Annotated in this window: 29 protein-coding genes; 2 read left to right on the top strand and 27 right to left on the bottom strand. The window is 44.7% G+C overall.

Annotated features, from left to right (window positions below; all coding sequences use genetic code 11):
• Window positions 1-16 precede the first annotated feature (16 nt).
• Window positions 17-1,393, bottom strand: a complete 1,377-nt coding sequence (locus C8U37_RS09530) for a 6-phospho-beta-glucosidase (protein ID WP_108033010.1) — start codon at window positions 1,391-1,393, stop codon at window positions 17-19.
• Window positions 1,394-1,657: 264 nt separating this feature from the next.
• Here C8U37_RS09530 and C8U37_RS09525 point away from each other — a divergent pair, with 264 nt between their 5' ends.
• Window positions 1,658-2,551 carry a MurR/RpiR family transcriptional regulator gene (locus C8U37_RS09525; protein WP_108033009.1) on the top strand — a complete coding sequence of 298 codons (894 nt, stop codon included), beginning with the start codon at window positions 1,658-1,660 and terminating at the stop codon, window positions 2,549-2,551.
• A gap of 118 nt (window positions 2,552-2,669) precedes the next feature.
• Here C8U37_RS09525 and C8U37_RS09520 read toward each other — a convergent pair whose 3' ends face one another.
• The 7 genes from C8U37_RS09520 to C8U37_RS09495 form a co-directional block, all read right to left on the bottom strand.
• Window positions 2,670-2,957, bottom strand: a complete 288-nt coding sequence (locus C8U37_RS09520; protein ID WP_108033008.1) for a helix-turn-helix transcriptional regulator — start codon at window positions 2,955-2,957, stop codon at window positions 2,670-2,672.
• 101 nt (window positions 2,958-3,058) lie between these two features.
• Window positions 3,059-4,027, bottom strand: coding sequence for a nuclease-related domain-containing protein (locus C8U37_RS09515; RefSeq protein WP_108033007.1), 969 nt, complete (start codon window positions 4,025-4,027; stop codon window positions 3,059-3,061).
• Between the two features lie 587 nt (window positions 4,028-4,614).
• Window positions 4,615-4,782, bottom strand: a complete 168-nt coding sequence (locus C8U37_RS14480; protein WP_170100245.1) for a hypothetical protein — start codon at window positions 4,780-4,782, stop codon at window positions 4,615-4,617.
• Between the two features lie 295 nt (window positions 4,783-5,077).
• On the bottom strand, window positions 5,078-5,743 hold the full coding sequence (locus C8U37_RS09510; RefSeq protein WP_108033006.1) for an NAD(P)H-dependent oxidoreductase: 666 nt from the start codon (window positions 5,741-5,743) through the stop codon (window positions 5,078-5,080).
• Between the two features lie 233 nt (window positions 5,744-5,976).
• Window positions 5,977-6,480, bottom strand: a complete 504-nt coding sequence (locus C8U37_RS09505; protein WP_170100244.1) for an MFS transporter — start codon at window positions 6,478-6,480, stop codon at window positions 5,977-5,979.
• Window positions 6,481-6,525: 45 nt separating this feature from the next.
• Entirely contained in the window at window positions 6,526-8,229 is a 1,704-nt protein-coding gene (locus tag C8U37_RS09500) for a glycoside hydrolase family 3 protein (RefSeq protein WP_108033004.1), read from the bottom strand.
• A 42-nt stretch (window positions 8,230-8,271) separates the two neighbouring features.
• Window positions 8,272-8,754 carry a DUF2798 domain-containing protein gene (locus C8U37_RS09495; protein WP_108033003.1) on the bottom strand — a complete coding sequence of 161 codons (483 nt, stop codon included), beginning with the start codon at window positions 8,752-8,754 and terminating at the stop codon, window positions 8,272-8,274.
• A 234-nt stretch (window positions 8,755-8,988) separates the two neighbouring features.
• Between C8U37_RS09495 and C8U37_RS09490 the strand changes: the two genes are divergently transcribed.
• Window positions 8,989-10,218: a helix-turn-helix domain-containing protein gene (locus tag C8U37_RS09490; RefSeq protein WP_170100243.1), complete on the top strand. Its 1,230-nt coding sequence runs from the start codon at window positions 8,989-8,991 to the stop codon at window positions 10,216-10,218.
• Window positions 10,219-10,334: 116 nt separating this feature from the next.
• On the opposite strand, the gene C8U37_RS09485 is transcribed toward C8U37_RS09490, so the two are convergent.
• The 19 genes from C8U37_RS09485 to C8U37_RS09400 form a co-directional block, all read right to left on the bottom strand.
• A complete protein-coding gene (locus C8U37_RS09485; protein ID WP_108033001.1) occupies window positions 10,335-11,300 on the bottom strand; it encodes an aldo/keto reductase in 966 nt (321 codons plus the stop codon).
• A gap of 92 nt (window positions 11,301-11,392) precedes the next feature.
• Complete coding sequence (locus tag C8U37_RS09480) at window positions 11,393-12,292, bottom strand: LysR family transcriptional regulator (protein ID WP_108033000.1); 900 nt, start codon at window positions 12,290-12,292, stop codon at window positions 11,393-11,395.
• 35 nt (window positions 12,293-12,327) lie between these two features.
• Complete coding sequence (locus tag C8U37_RS09475) at window positions 12,328-12,654, bottom strand: nucleoside triphosphate pyrophosphohydrolase family protein (RefSeq protein WP_108032999.1); 327 nt, start codon at window positions 12,652-12,654, stop codon at window positions 12,328-12,330.
• Between the two features lie 95 nt (window positions 12,655-12,749).
• The gene (locus tag C8U37_RS09470) at window positions 12,750-13,076 is read right to left on the bottom strand and encodes a nucleotide pyrophosphohydrolase (protein ID WP_108032998.1); all 327 of its coding nucleotides are present in this window, start codon (window positions 13,074-13,076) and stop codon (window positions 12,750-12,752) included.
• The gene (locus C8U37_RS09465; protein WP_245879807.1) at window positions 13,039-14,850 is read right to left on the bottom strand and encodes a DUF2075 domain-containing protein; all 1,812 of its coding nucleotides are present in this window, start codon (window positions 14,848-14,850) and stop codon (window positions 13,039-13,041) included. The genes C8U37_RS09470 and C8U37_RS09465 overlap by 38 nt, the downstream gene beginning before the upstream one ends.
• A 298-nt stretch (window positions 14,851-15,148) precedes the next feature.
• Complete coding sequence (locus tag C8U37_RS14475) at window positions 15,149-15,904, bottom strand: HNH endonuclease (RefSeq protein WP_170100242.1); 756 nt, start codon at window positions 15,902-15,904, stop codon at window positions 15,149-15,151.
• A gap of 204 nt (window positions 15,905-16,108) precedes the next feature.
• Window positions 16,109-16,921, bottom strand: coding sequence for a Cof-type HAD-IIB family hydrolase (locus tag C8U37_RS09455; protein WP_108032997.1), 813 nt, complete (start codon window positions 16,919-16,921; stop codon window positions 16,109-16,111).
• The gene (locus C8U37_RS09450; RefSeq protein WP_108032996.1) at window positions 16,918-17,679 is read right to left on the bottom strand and encodes a DeoR/GlpR family DNA-binding transcription regulator; all 762 of its coding nucleotides are present in this window, start codon (window positions 17,677-17,679) and stop codon (window positions 16,918-16,920) included. The genes C8U37_RS09455 and C8U37_RS09450 overlap by 4 nt, the downstream gene beginning before the upstream one ends.
• A gap of 156 nt (window positions 17,680-17,835) precedes the next feature.
• Entirely contained in the window at window positions 17,836-17,997 is a 162-nt protein-coding gene (locus tag C8U37_RS14470; RefSeq protein WP_086988780.1) for a hypothetical protein, read from the bottom strand.
• A 104-nt stretch (window positions 17,998-18,101) separates the two neighbouring features.
• On the bottom strand, window positions 18,102-18,602 hold the full coding sequence (locus C8U37_RS09445; protein WP_108032995.1) for a hypothetical protein: 501 nt from the start codon (window positions 18,600-18,602) through the stop codon (window positions 18,102-18,104).
• 125 nt (window positions 18,603-18,727) lie between these two features.
• Window positions 18,728-19,528, bottom strand: a complete 801-nt coding sequence (locus C8U37_RS09440) for a Cof-type HAD-IIB family hydrolase (protein WP_245879812.1) — start codon at window positions 19,526-19,528, stop codon at window positions 18,728-18,730.
• Between the two features lie 19 nt (window positions 19,529-19,547).
• Window positions 19,548-20,501 carry an ROK family protein gene (locus tag C8U37_RS09435; protein ID WP_108032993.1) on the bottom strand — a complete coding sequence of 318 codons (954 nt, stop codon included), beginning with the start codon at window positions 20,499-20,501 and terminating at the stop codon, window positions 19,548-19,550.
• Window positions 20,502-20,611: 110 nt separating this feature from the next.
• On the bottom strand, window positions 20,612-21,526 hold the full coding sequence (locus C8U37_RS09430; protein ID WP_108032992.1) for a sugar phosphate isomerase/epimerase family protein: 915 nt from the start codon (window positions 21,524-21,526) through the stop codon (window positions 20,612-20,614).
• Window positions 21,527-21,558: 32 nt separating this feature from the next.
• Window positions 21,559-22,614 (bottom strand): Gfo/Idh/MocA family protein, encoded by a 1,056-nt coding sequence (locus C8U37_RS09425; protein WP_108032991.1) that lies wholly within the window; start codon window positions 22,612-22,614, stop codon window positions 21,559-21,561.
• Between the two features lie 47 nt (window positions 22,615-22,661).
• Window positions 22,662-23,051 (bottom strand): C-glycoside deglycosidase beta subunit domain-containing protein, encoded by a 390-nt coding sequence (locus tag C8U37_RS09420; RefSeq protein WP_108032990.1) that lies wholly within the window; start codon window positions 23,049-23,051, stop codon window positions 22,662-22,664.
• Between the two features lie 12 nt (window positions 23,052-23,063).
• Complete coding sequence (locus tag C8U37_RS09415; protein ID WP_108032989.1) at window positions 23,064-24,074, bottom strand: sugar phosphate isomerase/epimerase family protein; 1,011 nt, start codon at window positions 24,072-24,074, stop codon at window positions 23,064-23,066.
• Window positions 24,075-24,157: 83 nt separating this feature from the next.
• Window positions 24,158-24,565 (bottom strand): C-glycoside deglycosidase beta subunit domain-containing protein, encoded by a 408-nt coding sequence (locus tag C8U37_RS09410; RefSeq protein ID WP_108032988.1) that lies wholly within the window; start codon window positions 24,563-24,565, stop codon window positions 24,158-24,160.
• A gap of 10 nt (window positions 24,566-24,575) precedes the next feature.
• Entirely contained in the window at window positions 24,576-25,451 is an 876-nt protein-coding gene (locus C8U37_RS09405) for a sugar phosphate isomerase/epimerase family protein (RefSeq protein ID WP_108032987.1), read from the bottom strand.
• A gap of 17 nt (window positions 25,452-25,468) precedes the next feature.
• Entirely contained in the window at window positions 25,469-26,566 is a 1,098-nt protein-coding gene (locus C8U37_RS09400) for a Gfo/Idh/MocA family protein (RefSeq protein WP_108032986.1), read from the bottom strand.
• Window positions 26,567-26,674 lie beyond the last annotated feature (108 nt).

The following is a 26,674-nucleotide window of genomic DNA, read 5'->3' as shown; positions in this document are numbered from 1 at the left end:
GGGTTTTCTTAGCAAATTAGTCTATGCTTTTTGCGATTTCGTCTTTGACAGTTACGCCTTCCGCTTCCAAGCGTGCAATCGTTTCAGCGAATTGCGGCAAGTGTTTTTTGTGCGCGATGAACAATTCATCCATGATGCGTTTCGCAGTGTTGCCTGAACGGATCAATGGGTTGACTGTGAATGCTTGCAAAGCTGTACCATAGTCGCCTGTTACAGCCGCTTCGATAGTCAACAATTCCATCGCTTTCATCACTTGCAACCAGCCTCTTTCAGCAGTCGGTAATTCACCGAAAGCCACGTTGCGAGCGCCTTGTGCGCCGACGTAAGCTGTCACTTCGACTACGCAGTCAGCCGGCAGATCCGGAACAGCGCCATTGTTTTTAGTCGATACAACGATTTGCGTGTCTTTGTTAGCGTAGATGGCAGCGATCGTTTCGCAGGCAGCGTCTGAGTAGTAGGCTCCACCACGTTTTTGCAATTGTTCCGGCTTGTGATCCAAGTTAGGGTCTTTGTACAATTCGAACAATTCAGCTTCTGTCTGTTTCACTTGCTGTGCACGCGTGCCTATGCCGTTGTACTCTTCCAGACCGTGTTCCAGCATTTCTTCTTCACGGTAGTAGTAACGGTGGTAGCCGCATGGGATCATGCCCATTTGTTCCAATTGTTCTCTGTAGAAAGGAATGTCATGGATATTTTTCGGTAAGCCAGCATCTTTGTCGAACATGGCGTCGATCACTTTAGAAGTGACATCGTTGCCTTTGTCATCAGCGACTTTATGCCAGTGGAAGTGGTTCAAGCCGGCAAATTTGTAGATCAGGTCTTCTTTTTCAACGCCTAAAGCTTTCGGCTCAGTCATGGTTGCCATGACCGGTACGTTGCACAAGCCCATTACTCTGTCCCATTTGCCGTAGCGGACGACTGCTTCCGTCACCATGCCGCTTGGATTCGTGAAGTTGACCAACCATGCATTCGGGCACAATTCTTTCATGTCTTCAACGATCTGTAAAACGATAGGAATCGTCCGGAAAGCTTTAAACATCCCGCCGGCACCGTTTGTTTCTTGCCCAAGCATGCCATACGAGAACGGGATCCGCTCATCTTTGATACGTGCGTTCAGCAAACCGACACGGAATTGCGTCGTTACGAAATCAGCATCTTTCAACGCTTCTCTGCGATCCAAAGTCAAATGGATTTTCACATCATACGGGGATGCATCCCACATGCGTTGCGCCATTGCGCCAACGATTTCCAATTTTTCTTTCCCTGCTTCGATATCCACTAACCAGATTTCACGGATCGGCAGTTCATCATAACGTTTGATGAAACCTTCCATTAATTCAGGGGTGTAGCTGCTTCCTCCACCGATTGTTACAATTTTAACGCCTTTAGTCATTTGTATATTCCTCCTCGTTTCGTTTACAAGGTTATTATCCATCATGTAAATATCGATAACAAGGGTTCGGGGTACACTTAAAATCCTTTTTACAAAATTCAAGCAAATTCTGGCTAAAAATTCAAAAACTTTTCGCTTTTCGGCCTATTTTGAGCAAAATATCGTTTACATATCATTTACATTAAACTATAATTTTTGTAAATAGAAAGAAATGCTGAACGGGTTTGTTCAGCCTCAAATTCGAGAAAGCGAGGCATCCAAATAATGTTGATACGCGAAAAAATGGAAACCATCAAATTCTCTCCGGCCGAGAAGGAAGTCGTGGACTATCTGTTACGCTATCCGGAAGTGCTGGACGAAAGGACGATGCAGGAGATCGCGACAGAAACCTATACGCAGCCTTCCACGCTGATCCGCATTGCCAAGAAACTGGGCTTCGCCGGTTGGGTCGAATGCAAAAAGGCCTACCAGGAAGAGTACGACTATCTGACCCGCAATTTCGTCAATATCGATGCCAATCTACCTTTCGAAGCGAATGATTCCATCATGACGATCAGCAATAAGATGGCCTCGCTCGGCCAATCAACGATTGAAGATACACTCTCGCTCATCCACCACGATACGCTGCAGCAAGCGAAACAGATGCTACTGAGGGCTAAGCATATCCAAATCTTCGCCACCAACGCTAATATGCTCATCCCGCAGGACTTTGCCCTGAAGATGAACCGGATCAAACATCACACCGCTGTCTCCACCATTAAAGGTGAAGACGTCTACACAGCCTATACCTGTCCCGAAGGCACCTGCGCCATCTTGATTTCCTATACCGGCGAAAGCAACCCGATGATGCAAATCGCGAATATTTTGAAAGCTGAAGACATCCCCACGATCGGAATCACGAGTATCGGCGACAACTACCTTTCACGTGCGGTAGACTGCTATCTGCCGATTACGACACGCGAAAAGCTGTACTCCAAAATCGGCAATTTTACAGTCAATCTCTCTATTATCTATCTGCTCGACGTCCTCTACTCGGTCGTATTTGCCGAAAATTACGAGGAAAACCTGTCCCATATCATCCGCATAGGCAAGATCGCCGACAAACGCAAAACCAGCTCGGATATCATGCAGGAGGATACTGGCGGGGAAAAGGCATAGCATGGAGTGCCCTCTTAGGACGAACCTGCAGTGATAGCAATCCACTCACAAAATGAATTGAAATGAATGCTAATTACTTTAAAGGGAACAATTGAAGCAGCTTGGTTTCAATTGTTTTTTATTTTTCCGATAAATCATTTTGACGCTCTCTCCCGTCGATCACTAAAGCAATATCCAAAGCCCTGGATATTTTTAATAGTGTATCAGTTCGTGGGCTTGTCAACCCAGCCTCTATTCTTCCGATAGTTGATTTAGGCACTTCAATCAATTTTGCCAAATCAGCTTGCGACATCTTTTTTTCTTTGCGCCTGCTTTTGATTTGACCGATGAGTTCCCCTTCCCGCAAAATGTCGCTGACTTTGTCCTGTCCCACTATTTGAGTATATTTCTCAAAAAAATTTGCCATATTCAATGCCCCCTTCAGTCTTTTCGTTATATTATGTTAACAATAAAGATAGCATAAATGCCATCGAATTGAAAGGTGCACAGAAGCAACTACATGATTATTCAGATATAGTATCGCCCGTTGTCGCTCCCCATGGGTTGGTAGTATTCCTTCAGCACTCGATAAACCCGATCCGGATCTGCTAATCCGCACCATTCTGTTATGCGTTTGCTGGTGATTTTTTCTTCCGGGAACAAAAAGCGGAACTCTTCAATGCTGTTTATGATGGCTTTTCTAACCGAAGTTTTATTTCCGCATTTATCGCATATTTGATGATGACCCTTGATTGTTTTCGCGAGCGTGCCGCAGGATACACACGACATCCCTTTTTCTAATTGTCCGTAGTTGTAGGCCGATAGTTTTGTCGGATAGTTGGGATCGTGGAGATCGGTGAGTTGTTTCGCTAATTTACGTTGCTGCTCGTTAGTCGGCTCAGTCATCTGCAGAGTCCGAAAATGACCGGGAATCTCTGTGGGCAGTATGAAATTCCCGTCAGTCGGCGCTCCCAACAAAGTGAATTCCGGATTGATGAAGACGACATAAGCTTCCACTTGCATTTGGTATCCCAAACTCTGAAGAAGCAGCTCCAACCGAACTTTCGTTTTGCTCAGCTGCATGGACGGATTTTCCAAAGCCGCTCCGGAAGGCTTCGTAAACTTTTCTTTGCCCCATATATGCACGCCTTCATAATTTTTGATTTCGTACAGCAAAATTCTGTCAAAGCAAATGAGCAGCGCGTCAACCTGAAAAGGTGCGCGTTTGATCTCCAACTGCAGATCGTTCAAAATAAGACAATACTTTTCGAATTGTTCGGTATATTCGTCAAATCGGCATTCGCCATTGAAACCCTTCTTCAGATTGAGATAATAGTAGTAATCACCGATTTCCAGTTTCATGCGCGCGTTCAATATTTCGAGGATGCGCAGATGCCGTGGTTTCGTCCGTTCTTTGTACGCGATAGAAATCCCTCCCGTTGTGTTCTCAATATTAAGAATACGCGGTGGCTTCCATAATGCTTTTAGAACAAACAAAAAAATGCTATCCTGGGATTTGGATTTTTATGCTTGCGTTGCCGTCGGGATTTTGCGCGTTTTCTGTGTCCGAAATACCGACATATCGGGCTGCCGTCGGGATTTGAACTGTTTTCTCTGTCCGAAATCCCGACGCATCGGGCTGCTGTCGGGATTTGAACTGTCTTCTCTATCCGAAATCCCGACACATCGGGCTGCCGTCGGGATTTGAACTGTTTTCTCTGTCCGAAATCCCGACACATCGGACTGCCGTCGGGATTTGAACTGTCTTCTCTGTCCGAAATCCCGACGCATCGGGCTACCGTCGGGATTTGAACTGTCTTCTCTATCCGAAATCCCGACGCATCGGGCTACCGTCGGGATTTTGATAAACTATTCTTTCCAAAATTCCGAAGGCTTGGTCCGCATCCATCAAATTGCCACATTCCACAAATATAACAACACAAAAAGCTGCCTCAAAAGGCAGCTCCTGGTCCTGCATATATTAGTTTTTTCTGCATCTCATCAGTTCCGCTTGGTTGCTTCGGGTCAATGCCCGAGAATCAGCAATTGTGTGATCAGCTACAGAAATTTCAGCTGACCGGTAACTATTGAATCGAATCACAACCGCACAGGCTTTCCATTTTTTCTGTCATTTCTTCCGACATTACGTTGCTGACGAACGCACCGTAATAATTTTTCTTCATTTCCATTTCAACTTTCAAATGTTCACATTCTTGTAACGTCATATCATTCATATTTGTATAATTTTTCATATTGAGTTCCTCCTTGTTGGAAACTTATGTAATGTAACGGGCTGATTGGCCGAAGCAGCATCAACAGACAGACTGCTGATGAGATGTACTCAATTTATACCTTGATATGGACTCTAAGTCAAGAATACTGCTCAGCCAATATTGTTCCAACAACCTCTTTTTGGGCCATATAATACAAAAAACAGGAAGACAGCCCTATATCTGATAGGATTGTCTTCCTGCTGTTTCAGTTGTTTTTTTTGTGCATTTTCGAGCAAACTTAAGCTATTCAGACTCCGCTTCGGCCAAAAGGGCTTCAGTCGATGACTTCCAAAATTTCGTCCAATGACTGTCGCTTCTTCGGAGTGATCGGTTCGTTCCGGTATCCCAAGCCAAGCATATAGGAAACGCCGAACTTGTCCAGATCGACCAAGCCTTTCTCGGACAGATAAGCTTCGACCTTCGCCTTGTTGAAGCCTTCGATCGGGCAGCTGTCGATGCCCAGCAGCGCGGCGGTGGTCATCATGTTGGCCATCGCGATGTAGGTCTGCTTCGAGGCCCAATCGTACAGGGCCCGGTCATCCGTCAATTGTTGGCTGTGCTTTTGGAAGTTGTCGAAGTAAAGGCTGCGCGGTGAATCAACCGCAAACTCCGCCCCGAGGACATCCTCCACGATATGCCGGACATAATCGCTTTTGATCGTCACATTTTTCCTGGCCAAAGCGATGACAAAGTGGCTGGCGCCATTGATGCTGTTGATGGCACCACCGGCAAACTCCTTCAGCCCTTCCTTGATTTCTTCATTGTTGACCAATAGGAATTTCCAGGGCTCGTAGCCGAACGAACTCGGCGACAGGCGCGCCGATTCGATAATCGTCAGCCAATCCTCCTCAGCGATCTTTTTGGTCGGATCGAATGCTTTGGTGGCGTAACGGCTCGTGTGGGCTTGCATGATTTGTTCTCTCAATTCCGATTTTAACATTATGATAGCACCTCGCTTACAATTTTTGATTCAGAAATGTTGTACTGTAAAAAATATATCATATTGTTGGATGACATGTAAATTTTCATTAACAAAGCTATGGCAGCCTTGTAATGATCAACGCTCTTCTCTGTTAGGCCTAAAAAACGGTTCCCAATGCTTCCTCGGCATCGTTAGATTCGCCAAGAGCCACCAAGAATCGCAGGGCACCCGATTTTTGGTGGCTCTTAAAATTAATCTGCAGCAACAATTTCCACTGCTTCCGCAGGTTCTGCTACAGTTCCGTTAGTGTTTTTTCTTTCGTTGATGGCTTTTTGAATGGTTTCCATTGTTTCCTTATCCAGACTGTAAAAGCGCATCATGCCCAATACACAAGCAAGTACCGCTACCGGTATCAAGACAAATCCAATCAAGGTCCCTTTGAACAATTCAGAATTGAAAGTGTCTGTTGCTGCTGGGTAAGCATTATTGTAGCCTATGGTGATTGCAATCCACCCCACAATAATAGGTGTCAGTGAAGACGAAAGCGAGTCAATGAACGAGAAAATTGTTCCGATCAATCCTGAGACATAGCGGCCTGATTTTGCTGTTTCGTAATCGGAAACGTCCGCAGCCATCGTCAAGACCTGTGAATTCGGGAAACCCGTGAAAATTTTAATGGAAATGAATAAACCAATGATCGCCATCGATTTCCATCCGCCGGCAGTAAAGATTTCCGTCGGATTGTCGGCAGTCAACAAGACTGCTCCAAAAGCAAGATAGCTGCGTACTGGAACAAATGATTATCTTCTAGTTTCCCACTTTTCGCACCATACATTTTCATTAAAGTGAGTTCCTTTGAATTCAGCTTCTCCCATGATTTTTTGTATTGTTTGACGGATTACCTCTCTTGTATCCTTATAAGCATTGATATAAGTTTTAACCATAGGGACATCCGTTAAGTGAGTAGTGAAGTTTAAAGATACAAAGACAGTTGGTATTTCATAAACAAACCAAGGGACATCTGTCGATTGGGCACATTTCCATCTTATACGGTAGTTATTCTCTGCAGCATAACCCACGATATCCGCAAATATGAATACAGCATCAAAATCATTCTCCAGATCTGCTACTTTGCCTTTATTTCTTGTGGTACCGTCATTTATAGTGACTTCAAATCCAGCTTTTTCAAGTTCTTCAATAATTATTTTTTCCGACTCGTTGGTTGCACCCATAAGCCCGCCGATTTCACCATACAATGTATGCAGTCTGATCCGCTTATGTGTGTTCGGCTTTATAGGTAGCTGGTTCAAAGTATCTTTAACTAATGAAATCCCCCTATCCGCAGCTTCTGCAGCCATATCCAAATGTTCTTCACAACCCACAATTTTGAGACCTTCTTTCGATGGTATCAGAGTACCTTCTTGTTGCTTTTCATGCAGTTTTAGAGCAGCTTTTAATCCCAATATTCTTCGCAAAGCATCTTGAAGGCGCTCTTCTGTGATGACTCCATTTTCATACCCTTCTAACATGTAGGTAAAATCTTCTTCCTGATCATTAAAGAATAAGAACATATCACATCCGGAAGCAATCGTTCTTGGTACAGCATCTTTTCTTCTCATAGCTGCCGCTATCCCTGTCATATGAGAGGCATCGGTTACGACTAATCCATTGAACCCCAACTTTTCTTTTAATAATCCATTAATTAATTCCGGGGATAATGTTGCCGGTAAAATATCTTCATATTTTAGATTCGGATTTAATTTATATTGGTATTCTGGTAATGCAATATGTCCAGCCATTATGGTAGGGACACCTTCATCAATCAGATGCTTGTATACCCTCCCAAAAGTGGCATCCCATTCTTCGCAGCTCGACTCATTCACGCCTAACACTAAGTGCTGGTCGCGTTCCTCAGTACCATCACCCGGGAAGTGTTTAGCACACGCTGCGATATTGCTTTGATTCAGTCCGTCTATATAAGCACTCGTGTATTTGATTACGTTTTCTGGATTGGTACCATATGCCCTTGTGTTAACGATTGTATTTCTCCAGTTGTATAAAATATCTGCTATGGGATTGAACGTCCAGTTGCATCCTATTGCACTGGCTTCCCTTCCGCTTACATATCCCGCATTATAAGCTAACTTTTCGTCACCGGACGCTTCACATTGTGCAGCTGTAGCGATGTAGGTGCCATCCTTCATAGCGCCATCAGCACCATTGTCACAGTTTGCTGCTATGAGCAATGGAATCTTGCTATTTTTTTGTAAACCCGACAAAAGATTGTAAACTTTATCCGAATCGGCACTTATGTATCTGGCTCCGCCAAGATGATATTTTTCAATGATTTTTTTTCCATTGTCTGGGTTCAGATCATGAAATAAATTTATGAATAACTGACCTATTTTTTCTTTTGTTGTCATCTCTGCAATAGTATTTTCTACCCAGGCTATATCCTTCTCGTTTAAATAATAAGGTTTTGATTTTAAATCTACTGATTTCATATTTGAATTCCTCCATGTCTACGTTTCAAATGCATATTATCGCTAGGCTAGTATTTTCCCTTCAGGAAAGGCTTTCCTGAATACAAAACGGATAATTGGGCCTGCTGCGATTAATTGTAATGGCATCGCAAAAAGTAAATTTGCAATAATATTATTTAACCAAATCACCAACAAATTATTCCATTCCCCTGATCTCAGAGCTAATTCGACCGCTCCAAACATGGACATAAGAATTGCCATCGGGATTACCATGCAGCAAGAAATTGTGATGACTTTTCTCATCTCAGAACTATTCGGTGTAAGTAAATAGTGAAATGCAAACTTTTTAGCCAGACCTGAGACTATAAACCAGTCACAAATAAAACCAACCAAATAAGCAATAGGCATCCCTATCCATGCAATTTTTACTGATTCCAAAGATATAGCGCCCATTTCACGACTAACATTATAGATACTCATCCAAATTATCATAAAAAAACACATTAACACTGTATAAATCAGACTCTCTCTTCGATTCTGTGGCATTGAAAAACTCCTTTTATTTTTGATTAACTTATCACCCTGAGTAATTGAAACTGTTCCAATTCCAGACCAAATTACCTTTTGCAGAGGTATGAATTATTCAGGTATAACTATACTTTACATATTTCAGCCAGAAGCTTCTCCTCCTATCTTGCTGTTATGTATAATATATTGCGTTAAATGTGCAATTCTGCTATTATAAGAAAAAATATGAACTAAATGCTGGGAGGTGTTCTTATGTATCCAAAAGATAAAAAAATAAATAAAAATCATTTTGATATTTGTTCTTCCATTCATAATTTGGCAAAGTTGAATGTTGAATATTTTGAAAACAACCAACAGTCGTCCTTTCAATTATTTAATTCTCCTATCCCCTTACTCGGTCAAACCTCTAAATATGCAACAAATCAATATCTGACTGAATTATTGAGAGATACCTCCCAAAACACTTACATCCTTCATACTGATAATTTCCAATTCAGTTATTTAGGAGTTGGTTTGTGGGAAAAGGAAAGCTATATTGGTGCAATAATTGTTGGCCCTTTTCTATCTAATCTTCCAGATGAAACATTCATTTCATATGTTATGGATAAAAATAATTTATCCCTAGGCAAAAAACACCAGCTTGACCACTATTATAAAAGTCTTAAGGTACTCAGTTCACCTGAATATTCAAGTTTGGGTTCTTTAATTGTTACTTTAGCTGCAAATCCTTTCATTAATGCAAATTCATTATCTTCTGTGAACACCAATGTCATTATTAATGACAATAGAACAACCGAATTAGATAACGAACAAGTCTATTCAAAAATAGAGTTAAGATATTCACTGGAGAGGAAACTTATGAATGCTGTTGAGAAGGGGCTAGAGGAAGAATCTTTTAATATTTTAAAAAGCTATCCTATAGGCATCTATGAAGGCTCTTCTCGTAATAGTCTAAGATCAAGAAAAAATATTGCATTTGGTTTGAATACCGTGCTCAAATTATCAGCGGAACGTGGAGGTGTATCTCCTATTTATATACACAATGTATTTGACAAATTCTCAATATTAATTGAAAAACTGGCGACAGTAAATGCGATTGATGCGCTTCAAAAAACAATGATTTCTGAATATTGCGATTTGGTCAGAAAACTATCCAGCGATGGCCATAGTCCTACTATTCGTAAGGCAATTGATTACATAAATTTAAACTTCTCCACCGAACTGGCATTGAATACCATAGCTGATAAAATTCAGATAAGTCCTTTTTACCTTTCAAGACAGTTTAAAAAAGAAACGAATCTTTCCATTGTGGAATACATTAATAGAAAACGGATAGAAGAATCTAAATTTTTGATTAAACAAAATAATCATTCGATCACGGATATCGCATTGATGGTGGGATTCCAAAACCATAATTATTTTTGCAAGGTTTTCAAGAAAATGACCACCTTAACTCCTAAAGAATATTTGAATCATAAATAATTTGAACTTAATGGCAAATACCCCCGAAATTCGGATTTATGATCCGAATTTCGGGGGTATTCTGTGTCGTATGGATTTTGTTGTTACAACCCGGAAAGCGAAAGCTGATACCAGAATCAGAAATGCGTTTCATCGATATCAAGCGCATCCAAAGCAGCATTGATCTCCTGCAATTCCTGCTTACTCAACTCGATCGCAGCGCCTCCCAAATTCTCCTCCAGACGATGCAGTTTCGTCGTACCGGGGATCGGAACAACCCATGGTCTTTGCGCAAGTTCCCAAGCCAACACGATCTGGGCGCTCGTCGCATTCTTGCTGTCGGCGATTTCCTTCAGCAGATCCAGCAGCGCTTGATTTTTCTGCATGACCTCTGGGCTAAAACGGCCCATTTTGTTGCGGAAATCCCCTTCCGGATACTGCGTGTCCGCATCATATTTCCCGCTCAGGAAACCATTTCCGAGCGGCGAATAGGCGACGAAGCCGATGCCCAACTCTTCACATACCTGAAAGATTTCCTTTTCCGGTTCCCTGAAAACCATCGAATATTGATTCTCGATGCACGTCACCGGGCAAACGGCGTGGGCTCTCCGCAAGTAATCCAAGGGCGCATTCGATAAGCCCCAATGCTTGATCTTGCCTTCCGCCATCAGCTCCTTCATCACGCTGGCAACAACCTCCGGCTCAACCTCCGGGTCCACACGGTGCTGATAATACAGATCGATGTAGTCGACACCCAGCCGATTCAAGGATCCTTCCAGTTGTTCCCTGATGGAATCCGGTTTGCTGTTCAGCAGATTCTCAGGCTTGCCATCGACCAGCACCTGACCGTAGATGCCGAATTTGGTGGCGATGATGACGTCTTCCCGGTTGAAGACTTCCAGCGCTTTGCCCAACAACACTTCATTCGCCTCGCCGTAAACAACCGCAGTATCAAAGAAATTGCAGCCCAATTCGACTGCACGCCGGATCAGCTTGACCATTTCTTCCCTGTCGGCCGGAGCCCCGTAGGCATGATCCATCCCCATGCAGCCAAGCCCGATTGCCGATACTTCCAAATCTTGTCCCAACACTCTTGTTTTCATTTCGCTTCCCCCTTTTTCACTTTACCTCTCCAGTATAAAGAAAAAGAGACTCTTCAGAAGTCTCTGTTGGCTCATGAGTTGCAACCCAAACGTTAGGACTGCATCGCGTAAATGTTGCCGATGATCTCCAAAAATTCTTCGACATCAGCGGACGGCTTGTCCGAGTGCAGAATCCCCATCGGAATCGTATGCCCCCAGCTGATCGGAATGATTTTCAGCAAAGGATGGACATTTTTCCATTCGTCCACCGCAATCAGAACCGCATTGTCGTTTTCACATTTGTTGAAGACGTTCACATCGAAAAATGAAAAATCTTCAATCTGGATCCGCGGATAGTTTTCTGCCAGATCATTTCTCACTTCGTCAAAAGCACGCATATAGCCTCGTTGAATCAGCATGACTTTTTCATCGAACAGATCCGCTAGCGTTATTTCATCGTTTGCTGCCAGGCGATGCTGGAGCGAAACCGCGGCGCACAAAGGGGTGTCGTACAGTTTCAATGCCGCGCAATGGCGCTCGCTCAACATGTTCTCGCTGTAGATGCCGGCGACCAGATCAATATTCCTCCCGAAATGATTCATGATTTCCCGCGCATTCTCGGGGGTATTCTCAAAAGAAACCAGCTCAAATTTCAGATCCGGATTGTGCTGCCGGATCTGCGGCCAGAGACTCACCAGGAATTGCACAGGTGTCGTCAACGAGGTGCCGATCCGCAAGACATGCTTCGGTTCCGCCACCATCTTCTCGGCTCGAACGATGGAATCCTTGGCATACTGAATGAGATACTTCGCATCACGGTAGAAGGATTCGCCGGCCGGAGTCAAACGGACGCCCCGATGCGTTCGGACGAACAACTCAAATCCGAGACTACTTTCCAGCAGATTGATCTGCTTCATGACAGCATTCGGCGAAACGTACAGCTCTTCCGAGGCTTTGTTGAAACTGCCCGAATCGGCAACCATTATGAATGTATTCAACTGATGATTGTACAAGTGATCACACCTCCCGACTGTATCCTATCAAAATACTACAGACCAAATCGCTGCTCGGTCGTGCTCAAAAATTTCTCCAGCGCTTCCTCGCCATCGATGTCCATCCGATCCGCCAACACCATAAGCCACCACATGCATTCGCCGATTTTATGCTCCAAACCGGCATCCTCCGATTCCCCGACCGGCCAACGCCCCTGCTGCGCCATGGTCAAACGCCCCACCAGACCCGCATCCGTCAGAAACGCCAACGCATCCTCTTCCACCGACCATTCACTGCCATGATGCTTCCTTTCCAACGAGTGGTAGTGATCGCGGATTTTATTGGATCTTTCTGCTGCTTGTTTGATAGTCAATTCGCTCATTAAGCGCCTCCTAAGTAGATAATCTAAATCTTCTGTGTGCTTATTCCAGTGGTGTTATTGTGTAGGGAGACGTAACTATTATCACCTGTCTATCTTCACAGCTCAGTATATTTCCCCTTGTTCCCTCTGCTCTTGTCGACCGGGTACTTGAGCGCGTTCTTCTTCAACTTGTCCGCGATGATTTCATCTATGTCCAGTCCCAGATTGCTCGCCATCATATGGGAATAGATCAAAACGTCGGCAAGTTCTTCCTTGATTCGTTCCAGACCGTTCGCTGTTGCTTCCTCCGGCGTCTTCCATTGGAACAGTTCCAGCAGTTCGGCGGCCTCCAGTGAAATCGAGATCGCCAAATCCTTTTCGTTATGGAATTGGCGCCAGTCGCGTTCATCGCGGAATTTGTTGATTTTGTCCATTGTATCCATCAGTCGTTCCTCCTTTTCCGGCGGCCAACAATGCCTGTTGTAGTTCTTCGTCCACCGCGTATATGTACAAACCGTTGACGCCTCTTGTCAAAAGGACGTTCAGCTCGTTCTTGAGAAGGGTATCCGAAAAGTACTCCTTGCTTCCGTCCTTCAGGCTTCGCTTTTGTGTAGCCTTTTTGTTTCTGCTTGCATCCCGATCAAAAATTATTTTGCCGTTCCGGTATTTTACGGATGGCCCGATGATGACGCCGGCATAGTTCAGATCGAAGCCTTGGACCGTAAAAGTAGAGCCGACTTCATCGATGGTCTGCTCCTGTTCCGCCCAAGACAACTGCCGGTTCTTGACCTGCTGCTCCTTCGAAGCGACCGGCAACTGCAGATTCCATGGCAATTTCCAGTTCCCGATTTTCACGCACCAGTAGTCTTCTTTTTCGGGTTTGCGTTTGTCGACATATTCCCAATCGAATGTCGCGGTGAGCCTTGAGATGCCCGAAGACTGATTCTGAGCCTTTTCCTTGATGGCGGCATGCAGCTCATCCGGACTTTCGAAAACGCGGATATCGTAGCCTTTGGAATCGGCAGGGATTGGCTTGATTTCCTGCTCATCAATCAGCGAACGAATCCAGTCCACCGTTTGCTTGTCAGAGTGGATGCGCATCTGATTCGACAGATACAGCATGTTCCCTTCCAAAGCCACTTCGTGCTGGAGCTTCATCAATTCCTCGTATTCCCAGTATTGCTGGGTTGTCAGCATCTGGTTCTGGTCGAAGACCGCCACCACAACTTTGGCGCGTTCCAACAAATCGTACAGTTGGTTCTTCCCTCTGTAGGACTGCTTCCCCTGCGTCCAGAGCAAATGCGCCTCATCGACAATCACAACGTCAACTTTTTCGTCCACTCCGCGGTTGTTGATGAACGGGGTCGGCTTGGAAACTGAATCAGTCTTATTTTTTGAATAAATCCCCAACTTCGCAGCAATCTGTTGGTACACCTTTAATTGCTGTTCATGGTTCACCAAGAGATAACTTTTCATATCCTTGAAGATCGGGTTTTCCGGGTCTTCCTTGGACAATTGGTTCATTTCATAAAATAGGCTGCTCATCAAGACAGTCTTGCCCGAACCTGCTTCCCCCGTCACAAGGATAAGCTGGCCGGTCTTCCCTCTGGTCAGAGCTTCCATGATCCGGAGCTGGATGAAGTCCTTGGTGCGGATCTGCTCATCGGTAAGTTTGTGGAAAGGGGATGCCTTGAATACGGCGGAATCCCGGATGATCTGCTCGAGGGGGAACAGGTCCTTGTTTTTCTTCCGCAGTCCCCGCCAGACCAGCGAAAAGATCGTATCCAGTTCATGCGAAGTATAATATTCATTTTGTTGGTTCGCCCGGCGGTTATAGATCGTTTCCACATTTCCGATGCTCGACATATAGAGCATCAAACGGTTCTCAATATCCAAGGTCAACGATTTGTTGAAATGGTCATGACCGATCACGTACATCTTCGAGGAATCCGAATTCCCCAAACTTTCCCAGTCGGCCCTTGATTTCGGATCGACCATCAGATGCTGCAAGGTCCTTTTCTTGATGTCGGACGTTTCCCCGATATAGACCGAATACTGCTTCGCCTTATTCTCATCGTTCACTATGTAAACGGTAGGATAATGCAATAAATATTTCGCATCCTTGCCGACTGTTTCCTGCACTTTATTTTCTAAGTGCCCGATCGCCTCACTGCTGTAATCCATTTCATAAATAATCGGTGCCGAAATCTCTGCCAATACCCTCACCTCCTAGATGTTGTGCTCTTACAACAATCATACAGTTAAGATGATATCTTTACTAGATATTTTTATAGGAGGAATAAAACCATTAGTAAGATATGATTGCTCCTGAATAATTCAAAAAAGTATTCGTTATAGAAGGAGCACTTGCCTTCTATAACGAATACCTGATATTTCTATAAAAATTAAATCTTAACATAGAAGAGGTTCTTAAAGTCATCACTTTCTATGAAACAATCAACTGGAATGTTTTCTCTCTGATTCTTCAAAACTTCTTATCATAGCAATTTGCCCTTTATCTTGTCTGATACAGCTCAAACAACTCATTTTGTCTTATTTCAATCCCAATGGTGTACAACTGTGATTGAAATTTCTTGTAAAGCTGATCAATCAAGCGCTCCCGTTCAATATTCACACCGTAATGAATACAACTATGGCAGACGGGGCAAAGACACGCTATATTCTCAACTTCATCAATTCCATGTTCAAAGAGCCCTTGATAAGCAATCGGAATTAAATGATGTGCCTCAACGTAGTTTTTGTTAGTTCTTCTGGAAAGAAAAAATTTATGGACAGAGTCAACCTGGCATTCGTAATTAGCTAATGCAATTGATTCAGCTCCTACTTTTGCATCTCGCGCATAACGGACTGTACTTCCTTCTATTAGTTTTGCACGTGGCCGAGGAGCACCATTATATTCAGTTTTTTTATGAGGATGTAAACTAGCAAGAGTTTCCTCTACCCTAAATTCATAACGTTTATCTTCTATCGTATTTGTTAAATCTGCCGATTCAGATTTATATTTAATGTAGTTACTGACAGCAGCTGAATACATTCTTCTAGGATCCTTTTCCATCAATTTTTCCAGCTCGCGAACATCTTTTAATAACTGGCTCAATGCTTCTAAAGAGTCAAGTTCATAAAAACTGATACCCAAATCCTTAAGAATCCGATTGTGGGATTGATTAGCATACTTACTTAATGAGCTTGGAGAAAGTCCACGTTTCCGAAGCCAGTGTTGGAATCCATCATGATTATCGTTATATATCATCTGTGCCACCTCTTCATTTCAGAATAGCAGCTTTAAATAAATATGCAAGCACAATACATAGCTATTATTTTGCAATGATTTACGGAGCCGCAGGAGTAAGCACAATGTTCGTCAATCGGGATAAGCGCTTATAATGCAGAGGTTTGTTGAATAGATAAAAAATCAGCACAAACGTTTTGGGCGTTTGTGCTGGTTTTTGATAAATTATCTTAACATGAATGTCAGAGCGTTATAAAACCCATTCTCATCATTCGTATCCGTTACATAATCTGCCGCTTGTTTCACTTCATCCGGAGCGTTGCCCATTGCGATTCCTTTACCTGCATGTTTTATCATCGGCATATCGTTGAAATTGTCACCGATTGCTAAAGTATTCTCCAATGCAATGCCGTATTTTTCGCATAAAAAGTCAAGGGCTCCTAGTTTTGAAACTTGGTTATTTACAATTTCCATATAGGTGTCTTTTGATCGATAGTAGGAAATGCTTGCAAGGTTTGCAGCTTCCAACTCATCCTCCAGTTTTTGGATATCATCCGGATTTCCCATGCACAGTATTTTGTGGACAGGGAACTGCTCGTTCAGGAAACCGTCCATCGAGATGGATTCCGGCTCCATTTTGGTGATTGCCGCTTCCTGCTTTACCCACGCATCTTCGTGTTCGACGTACCAGCGATCGCCGGAATAGATGTTGAAGCTTATTTCCGGAAATTTTGTTGATACGGTTTGGTAGATCTGTACAGTGTCCGGTCGCTCCAAAGTCAGGCTATACAGATCATCGAATGATCCGTCTCTATATTGCGTGATCAACGCGCCGTTGAAGCAAACCAGCGGGGAGGATAATTGAACTTCATCGGCAATGGAGATCATTGCGCCTGGCGGTCTGGCGGAGGCGAGAATGATTTTCGTGTCTTGCTTAACCAGGTCCTGAATGATTTGGATTGCTTCGGGTGAAACCTGATGCTTCGAATTCAACAAGGTGCCATCTATATCGCTGAATACCAACGCAATTTTTGTCATATCGATTCCTCCTCAAAGATGATTTCGGTTTGATCTTCGAAATAAGCCTGCTGCTTTGCGGTCAAAACTTTATCGGTGATGAAGCAATCGATGTCCTGGTAATCAGCACCTTTGAACTGCGCTTCTTTGCTGAATTTCTGGTTTTCAGCAACCAATACTACTCGCCGGCTTTGCTTTACAACTTTTTGCTTGATCAAGGCATTGTTCGCTTCCTTAAAGAGGATGCCCTCTTCCTCCAAACTCGCCGCTCCGATGAAACAAACGTCAAATTTTATCGCATCCAGTTCCTCCAAACTGCGGACCGAAAAGAAAAACCTGTCTTCGTGGTTCAACTCCCCACCCAAAAGCTGCACCTTGATTTTGGGATTCATTCCTAGGGCGAAGGCGTTGTCCAGCGAATGCGTATAAACCGTACATTTTTTGTTTAATTTTTGTGCTACCAATAACAGCGTAGTCGATACATCCAAAAATAACGTGCTGTTTTCTGCAGTTTCTTCTAAAACGGCGGCTGCCATCCGTTCTTTTTCAGGCTTTAATAGGCCTGCCCGCTCCCCAAAAGTTAGGATCCTCGAGCTGTCTTCAGACAGCATAATGCCGCCATGCGTACGGACAGCCATCCCGATTTTCAAGAATTCCAGAATATCCCGACGCGCAGTGTCAGACGAAATCTGGAAGGATGCCATTATTTCTTTTTTGGAAAGTCTTTTTTTCTGTTCCAACAGCTTTTGCATCTGTTGAATACGCTCTTCTTGGTACATCAGCCCACCACCTTTTCGTTTTTATTATATAAGCACTTAAAAGCATTTGCAAGTATTTATAAGTTATAATTGAAAAGTAGGGAAAAAATAAGCACAAACGATTCTAGGCGTTTGTGCTGGTTTCTCGTTTAATCATAATTCATTTTATGCTGTTCTTTATTTGTCTAGCCCAACTTGTTTCCGTTGCCTTCTGTTAGACTCATCCGCGACATACTTCAATACTGTGTGAAATTCCTTACGCGTTGCTTTTTCAGAAAAGGTAGCATAGTCTCGGTCATATTTATCAAGAATTTTTTGGGCCGTTTCTTTATCAATCATTCCTTCACCCACTCAGTCAATTGTTTGCACTTTACATAGTAGTATACCTTATTCGCAAGACAAAAATAAGCACAAACGTTTTTGGCGTTTGTGCTGGTTTATTCTTAGATATTCAGATTAGGGATTTTATTTTTGAACGAAGCGTTACTTTTCAAAATGACTTTTTCTTCGAGTCCGCGGATGAGTCTGCCTTCACTGTCATAGACATGGGCTCGGGCTTTATTGATGTCGGCCATCGCAAGGATGAGCCTGTCGCGGATCGGTTCGGGTAATTCGTCGAACAAGAACGATTCTTTATTGAGATTGTATTTCCCACGTAGTGATTCCACTTCTCCGGCTTTCTTCAGTCGGTACGTTCGTTTGGGCAAGGCACCTTCGATTGTGCGTTTCTCGATCCGATAGACATAGTTTTTGTCGTCGTAAACGATTTCGAGGGCTCCGCTGTTGGTGCGGTTATACTGCACATGCTTGTGATTTTCCTTATGCAGTTCCCACCAGGCTTTGATTCCCGCAATCGCCTCTTCCTCAGTTTTATAGCTGCCGTGTTCCTTCCGAATGTTGCCGATGCGATTCTGCCAATAGTTGGTATACACTGTTTGACTCATACAATCCGCCCTTTCGTTAATGGTGTAATCGCTATCATTGTATGACTAATCCGGCAATTTTGCAAGGGAAGGCTCTCGAAAAAAACAGTCCGTCGCTCTGCACACACTAAATCAGCCAGTTATCCTCAATTCGCCCACTTCTCCAGCGCGTAGGCAACTCCGTCCTCGTCGTTGGATTTTGTGACGAAATCAGCTGTCGCTTTCGCTTTTTCGGAACCATTCCCCATCGCGACGCTGACGCCTGCATAAGCAAGCATGGACACGTCATTGTCGTTGTCGCCGATCGCCATGACCTCTTCCGGAAGAATTCCGAGTCTATTCGCGACCACATTCAATGCGGTCCCTTTATTCGCCCGCTTGTCCAAGAATTCAAAAAAGCAATCCAGACTTTTCATCAGATTATATTTCCTGCGGAAGTAATCGGGCACCTCAGCAATTTTTTGCTCCAACTTAGCTGGTTCTGAGACAAACAGCACTTTGTTGATGGAAGTGCTGTGCAGATCCTCAAGCTTCCTCACATTAATGCGCGATTTGTTCAGCCAGCTGTCGAAGGCGGTATGCACATTGATGTCGTGTTTTGTGGTGAAGATGCCGGCTGTGCTCTGGATGTGGTAATCCACGCCAATCTTCTGGCTAAGCCGGTCTATTTCCAACAAATCCTGAAAAGGCAGTGGCCGGTTGTGGACGATTTCGTTGCTGGCCAAATCATGGATCACCGAGCCGTTGAAACTGATGGCATAGCCCTGTCCTTCCAACCCCAACGTTTCGATGATGGCTGTGATGCCGATAAACGGTCTGCCGGTGCAAAGCACGAATCTGCAGCCGCGTTTCTTGTAGGTACGTATCATTTGTTTGTTCGCTTCCGATATCCCATGGTCCGAATCCAGGAGCGTGCCATCCAGGTCCAATGCGATCAATTTTATCATGCCGTTCACCTGATCCTTCTTAACGCTCGTTTGGATGCTGTTGTGCCGTCAAGTACGCATACACAGCGCCATAAATGCCGGCATCGTTGCCGAGTTCCGCCTTTTTCACAGCGTAATTGCCCCTGATTTCCGGAAACACATGCCGATCGATGACCGCCTTCAATGGTTCCAACAATAAGTCGCCCGCTTCGGAAAGCCCGCCGCCGACAACAATCTCTTCCACATCGATGGTGTTCATGATTCCTGCCAAGGCAAAGCCCAAATGCGTGACTGTTTTTTGGACAGCCTGTTCAGCCAATGCATTGCCTTCTTTGAGCCAGTCGAAAATATCGATGGTCGTGAAGCCATCCTTCGTCAGCTGCTTCTTTTCATCGAGCAGGCTCATCGTCTTCAGCAGTCCGGTTGCGGATGAATAGGTCTCCAGGCAGTTGATGTTGCCGCATCCGCAAACCCGCTGTTCTTCCGATTGGACAGGGATATGCCCGATTTCCCCGCCGGATGAATGGGTTCCGTTCAGGACCTCGCCGTTCAGGATGATGCCGCCTCCGACTCCGGTTCCCAAAGTCACAAACACCAGATTCGCTTTTCCTCTGGCCGCCCCCTTCCACATTTCACCCAAAGCCGCCGCATTGGCATCGTTGAGCAGAATGACCGGCAGCTGCAGTTCCTTCTCGATCACCAATTTCAATGGCATGTCCGACCATCCCAGATTGACGGCCTTCACGACCAATTCCCCGTTCTGAGAAATCGGACCCGGAACGCCGATGCCGATCCCGATGATGTCTTCCGTGCCGTCCGCTCCGTTCAAAATCTCTTCGTTGATGGCACGGATGATGGCATTCGGGATATGGTTGCCGTTGTCAGCCGCATCCGTTTTGATTTTCCATTTTTTTGAAATGTTTCCGTACACATCGATCAGGGCGAACTTGATTTCCGTTCCGCCGATGTCGATCCCGATCATTTTTTTTGCCATTTTATGTTCTCCTTTTAAAAAAAGGATGCGAAATACCCCCTGAATCCGAGTATTCCACATCACCTTTTTATTTTATTGGTTGTTCAGGGTTTCAAATCAAGCAAACAGGCTTACTGGACAAAATTCCTCAAATAGTGCGCGCTTTGTCGGACGGATGTCTTCACTGCGGCATAATCCTTCTCGAATGCCTTATCCTCGACTTCGATGCAGGTGTAGCCGGCATAGCCGATGTCCGTCAGAGCAGAGACATACTTGCCCCAATCGACGTCACCCAAGCCAGGCAATTTCGGGCTCATGTACTGCAAAGGGGTCGCCATGATGCCGACATCCGCCAATTTTTCCGGATAAACCTTGATGTCCTTGTAGTGGACATGGAATAATTTGTCCTTGAATTCGTAGAGCGGTTTGATGTAATCCATCTGCTGCCATACAAAGTGGGAAGGATCGAAGTTCAAGCCGATATGATCGCTTTCAAGCAGCTCGAATACTTTCCGGAACAATGCTGGAGTCGTCATGAGATTCTGTCCGCCCGGCCACTCGTCTTCCGTGAACAGCATCGGGCAATTCTCGATCGCAATTTTGACGTTCTTTTGCTCCGCATACTTCACGATCGGTGTCCAGACTTTTGCGACTTCCGCCAAGTTTTCGCTGACGGTCTTTGAAGGCATGCGCCCGATGAAGGTCGTGACCATGTTGACTTCCAGCAACGCAGCCGCATCGATGACCGAATAGAGATGATCGATGGTCTGTTGCCTTTTTTCGGGATTTTCGTCCAATGGGTTCGGATAGTAGGCCAAAGCAGAAATTTCCACACCTTTGCTGGAAGCATAAGCGTTCAATTCATCGGCCTTTTCTTGGGTGAGGCTTTCGGTATCGATATGGGATACCCCGGCATAGCGGCGCTCCGCTTTGCCTGCGGGCCAGCAAGCGACTTCTACGCAATCCAGCCCGTTTTCAGCAACAATATCGATCATTTCCTTGAAATCACTTTGATCAAGGATCGAGGTAACCAGTCCTAGTTTCATACTTTTTCCTTCTTTCGACGATTTATCAATGTTTATTCGAATGATACGGATCTGTGCTCTTTCGCGGATACGCGGATGGCATCAAGCAGGCTCATCAAGCGCAGAATCTGCGCCGGTTGCACAACCAATGCTTCTTCACCGTTCACATATTTGTTGTAGTGCTCGAAAAACATGTCATGATTGACAGTGACTTCCGGAAGCGGCTCCGAAACCAATCTGCCTTCCGGTGCGGGACCGAACGAACGTGTCGGGCCGGCAGCGGTCATCGTGATTTTTCCGGGAACGTTCTTCAGCAACTCTGATGTCCGGACGATTTTGCCTTCCGGATGGAATCCATCGACATAAGCGCTGCCTTTGTTGCCTCCGACAAACCAGTGGCGTTCGAACCAAGTTTCCTTATCGGTCAGGTAATAAGTTCCCAGCTCGACTTGTCCGCTGATGCCGCTGTCAAAATGCAGCTGGATATTGAAGTAATCATCGACTTCTTTGTTGATCACATTGCGGACATCCGCATATACAGTCGTCAACTTGCCGGGAATCATCCAGAGCATCTGATCCAGCAGATGTACGCCCCAATCATAGAGCATGCCGCCACCGAACTCCGGATAAATATGCCAATCGTGCATATTGCCGTTGAAGCCGTACAAAGCATTCTTGATCGTGTAGACATCTCCGAGCGTACCGCTGTCGACCACTTCCTTGATCAGGCGATAGTCTTTGTCCCAGCGGCGCTGATGATGGACCGTGAAACGCACTTTGGCGGCTTCCGTTACGGCAATCATTTCCTTGAATTCTTCCGCATTCATCGCGGCCGGTTTCTCCACGATGATGTCTTTTCCTGCTTGCGCAGCTTTTTTGACCATTTCCAGGTGCAGATGGTTCGGGACCGCGATGATGACTGTGTTGATTTCGTCATTCGCCAACAGCTCATCCGCCATCAGGTGCGTTTCCACACCTTCCGCTGCATGTCCGAGTTGATCCTTGTTGATGTCGCAGACTGCGATCAATTCCGCGAAATCAAATTTATTGATGGTTTCGGCATGGGTTTGACCCATGAACCCGAAACCGATGATGCCAAATTTCAACATATCTATTTCCCCTATCTTTCATGATCGTCATCGATCCTGTATTTTGCTTATATCGTGACTGTGCGCTCTTTCATTCCGACCAACGGCACCGGGATATAGGCCGTTCTTGTGGCGATCGTCAGAGCCACATCATGGTTGCCTTTCGCCAATCCGCCCTCTTTCATCACGCGGATATACAAGGGTTCGCCGTATTCCCATTTATAGGAAGAGACTGTCGCAGCTTCCTTCAGAGTGAACCAATCTTCCTCATCGATCGAAATCTGGATTGCAGTTGGTTCTTCCTCTACGCCATCGACAGCGACTTTCACGAATTCCACCATCGACAAAGGAATTCCACGGTAGTAAGTGATCAGCGTCTGCAGTTCGTACCCTATAACTGTCCCGTTTTCTTCGATATTTTTGCAGGTATCTTTTTTGAATACATTATTATCAAACATCTCTTCTTCCCCCTACTCTTGGATTTCTTTCAAGCAAGCTTGCAGATATTGCTGATTGGCGATGACTTGCTGGATTTCCTGCATCGGCTCACCCGGCAAGATGAAACGGTTGCCTTCGTATTCAGTCGCTACATAGCCATCGTACTGGTGCTCATGGAGATACTCCAATAAGCCTTTGTAATCCATCGAGTATTCAGGTCCCTCAGGAGTCATTTCAAACATTTTGATATGGAAATGCTTGATGTACGGCATGTATTCATCCATCACTGAGAATGGATAGTTTTCATAACCATCGCACAGCGGCGCAAACATGTGGTCCTCTTTCGTTTTGATGACTTGTTTGAATTCATCCGGACGAGTGCCGCCATTCTCTTTGACAACGCGGTGCAGATCCGTACCCTTTTCGAACAAGCTATCAAGGTAATCGAACATTTCCGGGCTGGCACCATTGTTGACCTCGTAGGCTCGGACAACGCGTGGGAATTTGTTGCAGAAGATACCGGTATCGATGACCAGTCCGATGTAAGGAGAGTCCAAACGTTTCATTTCCTCGATGAACGCAAGCGTTTCTGGGCCATCGAAAGCCATCCCTGCATGGATTTCCAGGGCAATGGCAACGTCGTACTCTTTGCAGTAAGGCAGCAATGGTTCGCAGACCCAGTAAGGGACCATCGAAACCAAGCGGATCATTTTCATGCCCAAGCGGTTTGCCTGCTTGATTTCTTGAATCAGCAAATCGATGCATTCTTTTTTCGTCAGCATGCGGTTGTTGTAGAGGTTGGAGTTCAAGAAGACATCGGCTATGACCGGTTTCACACCGGTTTGGTCTAGCAGCGCGTGCCAGTGATCAACTTCCTCCTGGGATGGATGAGGCGCATTTTTGATCATCTGATCCGGCAACATTTCCACGCCTTCGACGCCATGATCTTTCAGTAAGGTCATCAGGTCTTCCAAGTTCATTCTTTTGTTCAGATATTCGTCCTGCAGGCTGTACAGACTGACAGCAGTTTTGATTCTTGCCATTGTTGTTTCCTCCTAGATGTTAGTGGTTAGTGGTTAATGGTTACAGGCTTGCTGTTTGCGGCAAGCTAAAATCAAACGGATCATTACGAAACTAACAGCAATTTCCTTTTATGATTCCCATAACTCAGTACTTCGTCCATATTAGGGGGCATATATGACGAACTGAATCTGTGATCGATTTCAATATCGTGATATCCTGTTGTTAAGCCGCCTAAGACATTTACATGGATGGAAGCTGGCTCCAAAACATTCCATTGGATATCCCCAATTTCCTTCAATTCATCTTGTTTGTATAGCTTTCCGTTTATTTCCCAGGAAATGTCCTCTAATCGGACTGCTTCTCCGTCAACCTTTATATGGATGGGTCTAAGCTGGGATAGCCATAATCCTCTATAATACATCAGGCGAATATCAAAATGAAAACCAATCACTTCCTGATCCACTACCGTATTTTTAAACCCTCTGGATTGAATGCATTCTTTTTCCAGCATATGCTATCCCTCACTTCCCTAATAAGTTTTTCAACATGATTTGATGCCGTTTAACCTGATCAGACGCATGCCCTGTCACTTCTGCTTTTGCACCTTCATACTCACTGATCAAGTAGCCTTCCCAGTTATGCTTAATGAGTGTTTGTATGATCTCTTCATATGGAATAACAACCTCACGAAAATTCTCATCCATCCTTAGAAATTTTGCATGACAGCAATACACATACTTCAAAAGCGGTACCAGCTCTTCAACTTTGCTGTGTTCGCATGGAGGGCCCACAAAATCATTTTCACCGAATCCTACTAAAGCATTATCTCCTGTCTGAAAAATACCGAAGTCAATATTCAATCCAAAAAATTCAGTATTCTCTTTTTCGATGAATTCCACATAATCGTGAATCATTCTCGAATCTAAAATAGTTGGACTATGGATTTCAGGACACATGCGGACATCATATTTTTCTGCCAATCCCAGTGCACCTTTGATGAATTCACGCCAGTTGGATACAGGGGTAAGGGTATCATCAATAACGCCTAATTTTGTTCTTAAAACCTTAAATCCTAGCTTGTTTGCAATTTTGAAATCTCGCTCAAGCATAGCGATGCTTTCTTTAGTAGTGAGTTCCCTGCCTTTATATAACCTGGATTCAACCCAGTGACCATATTCCGCTGGTTCCAATTTAAAGTGATTCAATTTTTGGTGCCAGTCATCAATCCAAGCATCAGTAACATCAGGATATTTGACGATATGAGAATTTGCCAAGATCTCAATTCCAGTAGCTCCCGTGTCGCAGATGTCTTGCATAATGTCGTCAAGATCCATTGAGACTCCGAACACTTTGTTATAGCTATATGCAGAAACGCCACGCTTAATGTTATGCTCCATTACTGTTCCTCCCAAGCTTAATCAAATTCAACGACTTGTCCTGTCTCAGCTGATTTGTAGATGGCTTCCAGGATTTGGGTCACGACGATTGCCTGTTCAGGCATCACCATTGGGTCCGTGTCATTCAGGATTGCGTCCACCCACTGTTTCGCTTCAGCGTCGCGCTGTTCCAAGGTAGCACCTTCGAATCCGAACACACCGCCGGCATCGGATGGTTGCGTCTGCTCCAATTGGTTATGGGCTGCTTTATTGAAAACGACATAGCCCTGATCAATGAAAGCTTTTCCGAACATCTCTGCTCCGCCTTCGGTTCCGCAAAGCGTAACCTGGGCTTCTTTCGGGTTGATCATGTTGAGCGCCCAAGCAGCCTCCAGGAAGATGGTCGCGCCGTTTTCCATTTTGATCAGTCCGAATGCGGAGTCTTCCGTTTCGAAAGTATCCGGATTCCAAGGGCCGAACATGTTCGCCATCGGATTGTCCTTCAGTTTTTGATAAGTTGATCCTAGTACTGTTTTTGGTTTATAGTTGTTCATGTACCAAAGCGTCAAGTCCAAGGCATGCGTGCCGATATCGATCAACGGGCCACCGCCTTGTTTTGATTTGTCCGGGAAGACTCCCCAGGTAGGAACACCTTTGCGGCGGATGGCATGCGCTTTTGCGAAATAAATATCGCCCAATTCGCCTTTGCTGCAGGCATCGTAAGTAGCTAAGGAATCGGCACGGAAGCGGTTCTGGTAGCCGATCGTCAATTTTTTACCGGTGCGTTTAGCAGCATCCAGCATTTCTTTTGCCTCTGCATAGTTGATTGCCATCGGTTTTTCGCACATGACGTGTTTTCCCGACTCCAAGGCATCAACCGTGATGTATGAATGGGAAACATTTGGCGTCAATACATGGATGACATCAATGTCTTCCCTAGCCAGTAGTGCTTTGTAATCTTCCGTCACTAAAGCATCCGCTGTACCATATTCCTTGGCCGCTTTTTCAGCCCGTTCAATGACCGTGTCACAGAAAGCCACGATTTCCACTTTATCTGATAATTTAGCCAATGCCGGGAAATGCTTCCCGTTGGCGATTCCTCCGCAGCCGATGATGCCGAATTTTAATTTATTCATGTTATTTCCTCCTTTTGGTTATCGCTTACAAGATTATTCTATTATGAATTGCGCTTTTGCTCTCAACTTTATGAATAAAACTAAAACACACAATTTTATCACAAAAAG

The organism is Trichococcus patagoniensis (genome assembly GCF_003051085.1).
Taxonomy (GTDB): Bacteria; Bacillota; Bacilli; order Lactobacillales; family Aerococcaceae; genus Trichococcus; species Trichococcus patagoniensis.
Note: the sequence above shows the minus strand (reverse complement) of the source record. Positions and strands in the feature narration are given on the sequence as shown.

Excerpts from the sequence above, each read along its gene's own strand:
- C8U37_RS09410 (WP_108032988.1), bottom strand. The coding sequence starts at position 24,565 with ATGCTGGAAAAAGAATGCATTCAATCCAGAGGGTTTAAAAATACGGTA.
- C8U37_RS09440 (WP_245879812.1), bottom strand. The coding sequence starts at position 19,528 with ATGATAAAATTGATCGCATTGGACCTGGATGGCACGCTCCTGGATTCG.
- C8U37_RS09510 (WP_108033006.1), bottom strand. The coding sequence starts at position 5,743 with ATGTTAAAATCGGAATTGAGAGAACAAATCATGCAAGCCCACACGAGC.
- C8U37_RS14475 (WP_170100242.1), bottom strand. The coding sequence starts at position 15,904 with ATGATATATAACGATAATCATGATGGATTCCAACACTGGCTTCGGAAA.
- C8U37_RS09475 (WP_108032999.1), bottom strand. The coding sequence starts at position 12,654 with ATGAGCGAATTGACTATCAAACAAGCAGCAGAAAGATCCAATAAAATC.
- C8U37_RS09500 (WP_108033004.1), bottom strand. The coding sequence starts at position 8,229 with ATGAAATCAGTAGATTTAAAATCAAAACCTTATTATTTAAACGAGAAG.
- C8U37_RS09445 (WP_108032995.1), bottom strand. The coding sequence starts at position 18,602 with ATGAGTCAAACAGTGTATACCAACTATTGGCAGAATCGCATCGGCAAC.
- C8U37_RS09425 (WP_108032991.1), bottom strand. The coding sequence starts at position 22,614 with ATGTTGAAATTTGGCATCATCGGTTTCGGGTTCATGGGTCAAACCCAT.
- C8U37_RS09485 (WP_108033001.1), bottom strand. The coding sequence starts at position 11,300 with ATGAAAACAAGAGTGTTGGGACAAGATTTGGAAGTATCGGCAATCGGG.
- C8U37_RS09530 (WP_108033010.1), bottom strand. The coding sequence starts at position 1,393 with ATGACTAAAGGCGTTAAAATTGTAACAATCGGTGGAGGAAGCAGCTAC.
- C8U37_RS09400 (WP_108032986.1), bottom strand. The coding sequence starts at position 26,566 with ATGAATAAATTAAAATTCGGCATCATCGGCTGCGGAGGAATCGCCAAC.
- C8U37_RS09405 (WP_108032987.1), bottom strand. The coding sequence starts at position 25,451 with ATGGAGCATAACATTAAGCGTGGCGTTTCTGCATATAGCTATAACAAA.
- C8U37_RS09525 (WP_108033009.1), top strand. The coding sequence starts at position 1,658 with ATGTTGATACGCGAAAAAATGGAAACCATCAAATTCTCTCCGGCCGAG.
- C8U37_RS14480 (WP_170100245.1), bottom strand. The coding sequence starts at position 4,782 with ATGAAAAATTATACAAATATGAATGATATGACGTTACAAGAATGTGAA.
- C8U37_RS09430 (WP_108032992.1), bottom strand. The coding sequence starts at position 21,526 with ATGAAACTAGGACTGGTTACCTCGATCCTTGATCAAAGTGATTTCAAG.
- C8U37_RS09450 (WP_108032996.1), bottom strand. The coding sequence starts at position 17,679 with ATGTACCAAGAAGAGCGTATTCAACAGATGCAAAAGCTGTTGGAACAG.
- C8U37_RS09420 (WP_108032990.1), bottom strand. The coding sequence starts at position 23,051 with ATGTTTGATAATAATGTATTCAAAAAAGATACCTGCAAAAATATCGAA.
- C8U37_RS09435 (WP_108032993.1), bottom strand. The coding sequence starts at position 20,501 with ATGGCAAAAAAAATGATCGGGATCGACATCGGCGGAACGGAAATCAAG.
- C8U37_RS09495 (WP_108033003.1), bottom strand. The coding sequence starts at position 8,754 with ATGCCACAGAATCGAAGAGAGAGTCTGATTTATACAGTGTTAATGTGT.
- C8U37_RS09455 (WP_108032997.1), bottom strand. The coding sequence starts at position 16,921 with ATGACAAAAATTGCGTTGGTATTCAGCGATATAGATGGCACCTTGTTG.
- C8U37_RS09520 (WP_108033008.1), bottom strand. The coding sequence starts at position 2,957 with ATGGCAAATTTTTTTGAGAAATATACTCAAATAGTGGGACAGGACAAA.
- C8U37_RS09415 (WP_108032989.1), bottom strand. The coding sequence starts at position 24,074 with ATGGCAAGAATCAAAACTGCTGTCAGTCTGTACAGCCTGCAGGACGAA.
- C8U37_RS09470 (WP_108032998.1), bottom strand. The coding sequence starts at position 13,076 with ATGGATACAATGGACAAAATCAACAAATTCCGCGATGAACGCGACTGG.
- C8U37_RS09490 (WP_170100243.1), top strand. The coding sequence starts at position 8,989 with ATGTATCCAAAAGATAAAAAAATAAATAAAAATCATTTTGATATTTGT.
- C8U37_RS14470 (WP_086988780.1), bottom strand. The coding sequence starts at position 17,997 with ATGATTGATAAAGAAACGGCCCAAAAAATTCTTGATAAATATGACCGA.